This window comes from Brevundimonas sp., from assembly GCF_041688735.1.
Classification (GTDB): Bacteria; Pseudomonadota; Alphaproteobacteria; order Caulobacterales; family Caulobacteraceae; genus Brevundimonas.
The window spans coordinates 20,812-27,523 of the sequence record NZ_JBDNHO010000030.1; the positions used below are offsets into that span (position 1 = coordinate 20,812).

Below are 6,712 nucleotides of genomic sequence, written 5' to 3' on the forward strand. Positions count from 1 at the left end.
ACCCTAGGGCGGGGCTTCAGTTCGTCGGATCGCGCGTAAAGCCGTATTCCCAATCATAGGGGACCCCCGTCTCGCCCAGGACGACGCTGACCAGCGCGCCGAAACCCTTTTCGGATCGCACGTCGTTGGACAGGATGACGACGCATCGCCGCCCGCGGTCAAGGCAGACCAGGGTGTTGCCGGTCGAGTCGTTGTGCCCGCCCTTGAAGAATCCCGGCCCCTGCGGCCCTTTGAACGTCACGACGCCGAGCCCGGCCTCGAGGTCTTCCCGCCGCTGTTCCGGCGGCAGCTCGGGTTGCAGGCTTGGAAACTGCGTTGCCGTCGTGATCGCCAGCTGCGGCCGGACCATTTCGGCGCGCGAGGCGGGGCTGAGGCCGTCGCCACGGATCAGGGCGGCGGCGAACAGGGCGATGTCGTGGATGGTCGTATCCATCGAACCGGCCACCCGGACCTTGCTGCATTCATCGTGAGCCTCGATCGCGCCGTCGGCCTGCCACCCATCGGCGAGATTGGCCGCGAAGTCGGGCCGCCACATCAGGCTGGTGTTGGTCATGCCCAGCGGATCGAAGACGCCGGTCTGGATGTCGCGACCCACGTCGCGACCCAGGCCCTTCTCGAGCATGAACTGCAGCAGCATCAGGCCGTCGCCGGAATAGGCGTAGCGGGCGCCCGGATCGAAATGGATGCGGATCTTCCGGTCCGGCTCCAGCCAGCCGAAATTCAGGAAGCCGGTGCTGTGGGTCAGGGCGATGCGCGGGGTGATCGCCCGCCAGCGCGGGTCTTCGGCCAGGCCGCGCCAGTCGGAATACCGGTTGGCGAGGTTCTCGTCATACATTGATGGCAGGTCCGGAAGGACCTCGGCGACGGGCCGGTCCAGATCGACGACGCCCTGATCCACCAGCTGGAGCAGCGACCAGGCGAAGACCGTCTTGGTCAGGGACGCGCCGTACATGACGGTGTCCGGCGTCAGCGGATCGCCCGCTGCATTGCGTTCGCCATAGGCCTGGACATAGGCGACCCGCCCGTCGTCGATGACCGCGACGGCGATGCCGCGCGCCCCGGTATCCCGCATCAATTGCGCGACCGCAGCGTCAATCCGGGGCCTCGGTGGGACCTCGGCCCCCGCTGGAGCAGCTCCGAGAAACAGGCATAGCGAGCCGATGGCAAAGGCGAACGTACGAACGGGCATGTCGAGCCTCCATGGTCGGAAAGGCTGTAACATGAAAGGCCGTCGGCGTTGACTTAAGGATCGTCCATGGGCATAAGCCCGCCCTTCACGCGCTCGACTCCGGTCTGGCGCGCGAACCATTACGGACGATGCGTGGACCGCCGTTGAGATCGCCTTTCCAGTCGTGGAGGGGCCGGGCCGCATCCTGAAGAGAGTGATCTATGTCCAAGCGCCACAGCGCCAAGTACAAACTCGACCGGGCCATGGGTGAAAACCTCTGGGGCCGCGCGAAATCCCCGGTGAACAAGCGGTCGTACGGCCCCGGCCAGCATGGCCAGCGCCGCAAGCAGAAGGTCTCGGACTTCGGCCTGCAACTGAAGGCCAAGCAGAAGCTCAAGGGCTACTACGGCAACATCACCGAGAAGCAGTTCTCCAACACCTACGAAGAAGCCGGTCGCAAGCGCGGCAACACCTCCGAGGCCCTGATCGGCCTGCTGGAGTCGCGCCTGGACGCCATGGTCTATCGTGCCAAATTCACCCCGACCGTCTGGTCCGCCCGTCAGTTCGTCAACCACGGCCACGTGACCGTCAACGGCAAGAAGGTGAACATCGCCTCCTACCGCGTGAAGATCGGCGACGTCGTCGAGGTCAAGGAAAAGTCCCGCGCCATGGCTCTGGTCCTCGAGGCCCAGCAGTCGTCGGAGCGTGACATCCCCGACTATCTGGAACTCGGCGACCGCGGCTTCTCGGTCCGCTACGTGCGCGTCCCCGAGCTGGCCGACGTGCCGTATCCGGTGAAGATGGAGCCGAACCTGGTCGTGGAATACTACAGCTCTTAAGTCGCGCTGACGCTCGCGACGCGGTCGCTCGCTGCTTGAGCGCGGAAGGCAAAATGAACAAAGGGGCCCCGGAGCGATCCGGGGCCTTTTCCGTATCGGCCCTGTACCGGGGTTCACTTGCCGGGCGAACAGGCGCACATTCTTGTTGGATGGACATCAGTGGGGGAAGGCCGGACATGACACGCATCGCCACGCTCGCCGCCCTGACCCTGCTCGTGCCCTTGGCCGCAGGCTGCGCCGTTATGGACGTTTCGGTTTCGGCCCGGACGCTCAGGCCGCGACCGGCCTGCCCGGGCAGATCGAGGCGGTTCATGCCGCCGCGGTCGCCCAGGATCAGGCCGTGTTCTGGGTCAGCTCCAACGGCTGCACCGCCAAGGCCGATCTGACGCCCGTGGTGCGTCGCGCGGGGTCCAGCTCGGTGATCTCGCTGCGCCGCCTGAATGAAGACCGCTGCGGCTCGCCGCGTCCCGAGGGCGTGGAGCTGCGCTGGAGCTTCGCTGAAATGGGCCTCGCGCCCGGCACGCGTGTCTCGATCGAGAACCCCTACCAGCTGCCGCCCGCCTGAAATCAGACGGCGCGGCCGGCCTGGGCTTCGGCGCTGACGGCGCTGATCTGGGTGTGGACGATGGAAACCGTCGTGCCGGGGTGGCCGCTCGTGACCTTGACCCGGGCCCCAAGCTGTTTGGTCAGGGCCTCGATGATGCTGGTGCCCAGGCCGGGCGTCGCGCTGGCGGCGTCCGTCGGCATGCCGACGCCGTCGTCGGCCACGGACAGCGTCCAGTTGGGCCCCCGCGCGCGATAGCTCACCACGATCCGGCCATGCCGTCCGCCGGGAAAGGCGTGTTTCAGCGAGTTGATCACCAGTTCGGTGACGATCAGGCCCAGGCTGACGGAAATGTCGGCGTTGACGGCGCTGTCGTCGCAGTCGACGTGCAGCGACAACTGGCTGTGATTGCGGATCATGGAAGCGCCGACGCTGACGCACAGCTGGTCGAAATAGGATCTCAGGGCGACCTCGCCGAGCCTTGACGCGGCCAGCTGCTGTTGCAGGGCCGCGACCGACATGACCCGGCTGTGGGCGTCGTTCAGATGGCTGCGGGTCTCCTCGGACTGGACCTTGCGCGCGCTCTGCAGGATGACGCTGGCGATGATCTGCAGGCTGTTGGCGACGCGGTGCTGGACCTCCTGAAGCAGGATGGCCTTCTCGCGCAGCAGGTCGTCCTTCAGCTTTTCACTGGCCCTGGCGTCGGTGATATCCGTCACGCTCAGGAGTATCCGCACCGGCGATCCATCGCCATAGCTCAACAGGTGCGCGTTCAGCAGCAGGCAGCGCGCGCCCAGCCGCTCGCTGTTCAGCTCCATCTCATAGGCGTCGACGCCGGCGGCACCGGACAGGGTCGCGGTCAGCAGCGACTTCAGCCGCGGCAGGTTCCACTCGCCGCCGCCCAGGCTGTACACCTGCGCGCCCGGGGCACCCTCCGGATCGATGTCAAAGGCCTTGAAGAAGGAGTCGCTGGCGGCGATGACCATCATCTCCCCGTCCAGAAGCACCAAGGGCGATGTGGATGAACCGACGACGGCGAGCGCCAGGCTGAGCGGTCCGTCGGGATGAATCGGCGTGGGGGCGGTCAAGGCCGACCCTCCAAAGGTAATCGGAGGCCTTCGTGGTGAAAGCCATACCCGTCGCGGATTTTCGGAAATGCAAGGCGGACCGGTCACTACCGGGTGTCACCGGCGTGACAGATAGCACCGATCCGGGAAATTGAAGCACGGATTAAGCGAGCTTGACTTTAAATGCAACCTCGAGAGCAATTCAGAAACACAATACAGATTTTGAGGTTGTATGGCGATGTTTACAGCTGCGGAATGCCTCGAAACGGCGGTGCCTGGCTCAAGAGCGGCGCGTCAGGTGCGCTGGAACACCTGAAGCATCGTCGCGGGAATGCGGTGCGGCCGCATCGTGACCGCATCCACCAGCACCCATTCGGACAGCCCTTGCGAACACAGCCGGCCCTCGCCGTCCTCGATCCGGACATAGCGGTTGAAGCGCGGCCCCTGCGGATCGCCGACCCAGGTCCGGGCCAAGACGCCTTGCGCCTCAGGCGGCAGCGGGCGGAAATAGTCGATCTCGTGCCGGACCGCGACCCAGGACCAGCGGGCGCGGGTGGCGTCGTCGAAGCGGGCGTTCCAGTGCGCCGTGCCCACGTCCTGCAGCCAGCCGACATAGACGACGTTGTTGACGTGGCCGTTGTCGTCGATGTGTTCGGGTAGAACCGTCAGCGGGACGACGAAGGTCTCGCGATCCGCGCGGGGTTCGAGGGGCCGGCGCGCCATCAGTCCTGACCGAGCGGCACGCCCTTTTCGACCATCAGTGTCTGCAGTTCACCCGCGTTAAACATTTCGCGCACGATGTCCGAGCCGCCCACGAACTCGCCCTTGACGTACAACTGAGGGATGGTCGGCCAGTCGGTATAGGCCTTTATGCCCTCGCGCAGGGCCTCGTCCTGCAGGATGTCGACGCCGACGAAGGTCGCGCCGACGTGATCGAGGATCTGCACCGCCAACGAGGAGAAGCCGCAGCGCGGCGCGTCGGGCGTGCCCTTCATGAACAGGACGACGTCGTTCGTCTTCACCGTGTCGGCGATGAAGGTGTGTACGGGATCGATGGCGACGACTTGATCGGTCACGGGCGGGGCCTTTCAGTGAAGGTCGTCAGGTATGGACGCGGACGGCCCGGGTCAAGTTCAACGCTGGAACAGCGCCAGGTTCAATCGACAATCAGACGCGCCGCTGACGGTCTCCAGCCCTCTGGGTTCCGGGTTCTGGTCCCGGCTACGCCGGTCCCAGCCCCGCAATGACGGCGGAAAGGGGGCTGACGCCGATGGGTGAACGTCGATTGGACCCAGATCAAGCCGCCGCCAGGACGATCTTGATCAGGCTGCCTTGGCGCCCGCCACGCGGGCCATCTCGATCTGCGCCGAGAGGCCGGGCGGCATGTCGCGGTCGGGAACCTGGGCCAGCATGTTCAGCCGCTCGATGTCGCTGGCCTGGATCAGGGCGCTGGAGACCGACGGGTCGGTCAGGACGTGGGCCAGGCAGATCGCCTCGGCCGGCCAGTTGGCCGTGCGGTGCAGGAAGGCGAAGGTGCCGGCGTGGGCCAGCGGGCCGCCGTTGGGCTTGGGACCACCGCCGCCGAAGCCAAACAGACCCTTCTTCTTCTCCACATGCGCGTTTTCGGCCTTTTTGGCCGTGTCCAGGCTGTCGGGGAAGTAGCCGTGGACGAAGATGGCCATGTCGCCCTCGCGCGCCGCCCTCAGCCGCGAGCGGATCTGCCACGGCGAGTTGACGTGCAGCGAGGTGGCCAGGACGTCGAAAGCGCCGGTGGAGACGTAGATGTCCATCACCTCGCCGTCGCCCGAGATGCCCAGCAGCCGGACCCGCTCGGTGGCCCGCAGCGCCTTCAGCGCGTTCAGCGACGACTGCGGCAACTCATGGTCCTGCGGCTCGTCAAGCATGGCCAGGTCGAACCACCCCAGGCCGGAGATGTTCAACGCCCGGTCGATCGACGCCGTCATGCCCTCGGCCGAAAAGTCGCGGTCCGAGCCGCTACGGCCGTCGCCGGCGCCCAGCATCAGGGCGACCTGCACCAGCTTGCGATCGACGTGTTTGAGCGCCTGGCCCAGCACCTCGGCCAGGACCGGATCCGCGTTTTCGAGGCGGTAGCTGTTGATGCCGGCTTCCAGCGCCGAATAGATCAGCTCGCGCGCGGTCTCGGCCCCGTGGGCGAGATCGCGGGGTCCGAGGCTGAGGGTCACGGCCGACACGGCCTGTCCCGAGCGTCCGTAGGGGCGATAACGCATGGTGTCAGCCTCCCGCCGGGGTCGAGGTTTCAAGCGCCAGGGCATGCAATTCGCCGCCCATCTTGCCCTTCAGCGCCGCATAAACCAGTTGGTGCTGGCGCACGCGGGGCAGACCGGCGAACGCCGTCGAAACGATTCGGGCGCGGTAATGGTCGCCGTCGCCGGCCAGATCGTCAATCGCGATCTCGGCGTCGGGAAAGGCTTCGGCCAGATGGGCGCGCAGCGCTTCGACGGGCATCGGCATGGGCGCGGGCGCTCCGGTAACTTTGGCTCATAATGAGCGGTAAACCTTAACGGCGGGCTACGGTCGGGCAGTCAGCGCAAGCCCCGCTCGAGCCGAGTCATCCGCCCACCCCTGTAGTCGGTCCGGGCGTATGCGCGGTATTCGGCGCGTTCGGCCAGCGCCAGCGACGGCGCGTTGTCCGGTGAGATCATGCAGACGGTGCGGGGCGTGTTCAGGCTCTTGTTGCACCAGGCCGGGGCGGCCGACTTGGCCTTGAACTCGGCATAGTCCCCGACGGCGACGGGCGTCAGGCTCAGGCGTTCGGTGATCAGCGTGGTTACATCAGCCCCAGCTGCTTGAAACTGGCCACGCCGTCGCGGCCGACGACCAGATGGTCGTGGACGTCGAGGCCCAGCGCGCGGGCGGCCTCGATCACCTGACGGGTCATGTCGATGTCGGCGCGCGACGGGGTCGGGTCGCCGGACGGGTGGTTGTGAACGATGATCATGGCCTTGGCCGACAGCTCCAGCGCGCGTCGCACGACCTCGCGGGGATAGACGGGGGCATGGTCGACGGTGCCGCGGTTCTGGATTTCGTCCAGGATCAGCTGGTTGCGGTTGTC

At 66.3% G+C, this 6,712-nt stretch carries 9 protein-coding genes; 2 read left to right on the forward strand and 7 right to left on the reverse strand.

The features are described 5' to 3' along the window. Window positions 1–16 precede the first annotated feature (16 nt). Window positions 17–1,189, reverse strand: coding sequence for a serine hydrolase domain-containing protein (locus ACESMO_RS03700; protein WP_372706834.1), 1,173 nt, complete (start codon window positions 1,187–1,189; stop codon window positions 17–19). A gap of 200 nt (window positions 1,190–1,389) precedes the next feature. On the opposite strand from ACESMO_RS03700, the gene rpsD reads away from it, so the two are divergent. Next, window positions 1,390–2,007, forward strand: coding sequence for a 30S ribosomal protein S4 (gene rpsD / locus ACESMO_RS03705; protein WP_372706835.1), 618 nt, complete (start codon window positions 1,390–1,392; stop codon window positions 2,005–2,007). Window positions 2,008–2,149: 142 nt separating this feature from the next. Then, a complete protein-coding gene (locus tag ACESMO_RS03710; RefSeq protein ID WP_372706836.1) occupies window positions 2,150–2,572 on the forward strand; it encodes a hypothetical protein in 423 nt (140 codons plus the stop codon). Between the two features lie 2 nt (window positions 2,573–2,574). Here the strand turns inward: ACESMO_RS03710 and ACESMO_RS03715 are convergent, their stop codons facing one another. From ACESMO_RS03715 to ACESMO_RS03740, 6 genes are all read right to left on the reverse strand, one after another. After that, on the reverse strand, window positions 2,575–3,639 hold the full coding sequence (locus tag ACESMO_RS03715) for a sensor histidine kinase (protein ID WP_372706837.1): 1,065 nt from the start codon (window positions 3,637–3,639) through the stop codon (window positions 2,575–2,577). A 273-nt stretch (window positions 3,640–3,912) separates the two neighbouring features. Next, window positions 3,913–4,341 carry an acyl-CoA thioesterase gene (locus tag ACESMO_RS03720; RefSeq protein WP_372706838.1) on the reverse strand — a complete coding sequence of 143 codons (429 nt, stop codon included), beginning with the start codon at window positions 4,339–4,341 and terminating at the stop codon, window positions 3,913–3,915. Further along, window positions 4,341–4,694: a Grx4 family monothiol glutaredoxin gene (grxD, locus tag ACESMO_RS03725; RefSeq protein WP_372706839.1), complete on the reverse strand. Its 354-nt coding sequence runs from the start codon at window positions 4,692–4,694 to the stop codon at window positions 4,341–4,343. Before grxD ends, ACESMO_RS03720 begins: the two co-directional genes overlap by 1 nt. A 246-nt stretch (window positions 4,695–4,940) precedes the next feature. Beyond that, the gene (locus ACESMO_RS03730) at window positions 4,941–5,867 is read right to left on the reverse strand and encodes an aldo/keto reductase (protein ID WP_372706840.1); all 927 of its coding nucleotides are present in this window, start codon (window positions 5,865–5,867) and stop codon (window positions 4,941–4,943) included. A gap of 4 nt (window positions 5,868–5,871) precedes the next feature. Next, a complete protein-coding gene (locus ACESMO_RS03735) occupies window positions 5,872–6,111 on the reverse strand; it encodes a BolA family protein (RefSeq protein WP_372706841.1) in 240 nt (79 codons plus the stop codon). Between the two features lie 316 nt (window positions 6,112–6,427). Next, window positions 6,428–6,712: RadC family protein (locus tag ACESMO_RS03740; RefSeq protein ID WP_372706842.1), on the reverse strand; the 285-nt coding region annotated here is incomplete at its 5' end.

Excerpts from the sequence above, each read along its gene's own strand:
- ACESMO_RS03720 (WP_372706838.1), bottom strand. The coding sequence starts at position 4,341 with ATGGCGCGCCGGCCCCTCGAACCCCGCGCGGATCGCGAGACCTTCGTC.
- rpsD (WP_372706835.1), top strand. The coding sequence starts at position 1,390 with ATGTCCAAGCGCCACAGCGCCAAGTACAAACTCGACCGGGCCATGGGT.
- ACESMO_RS03735 (WP_372706841.1), bottom strand. The coding sequence starts at position 6,111 with ATGCCGATGCCCGTCGAAGCGCTGCGCGCCCATCTGGCCGAAGCCTTT.
- ACESMO_RS03700 (WP_372706834.1), bottom strand. The coding sequence starts at position 1,189 with ATGCCCGTTCGTACGTTCGCCTTTGCCATCGGCTCGCTATGCCTGTTT.
- ACESMO_RS03730 (WP_372706840.1), bottom strand. The coding sequence starts at position 5,867 with ATGCGTTATCGCCCCTACGGACGCTCGGGACAGGCCGTGTCGGCCGTG.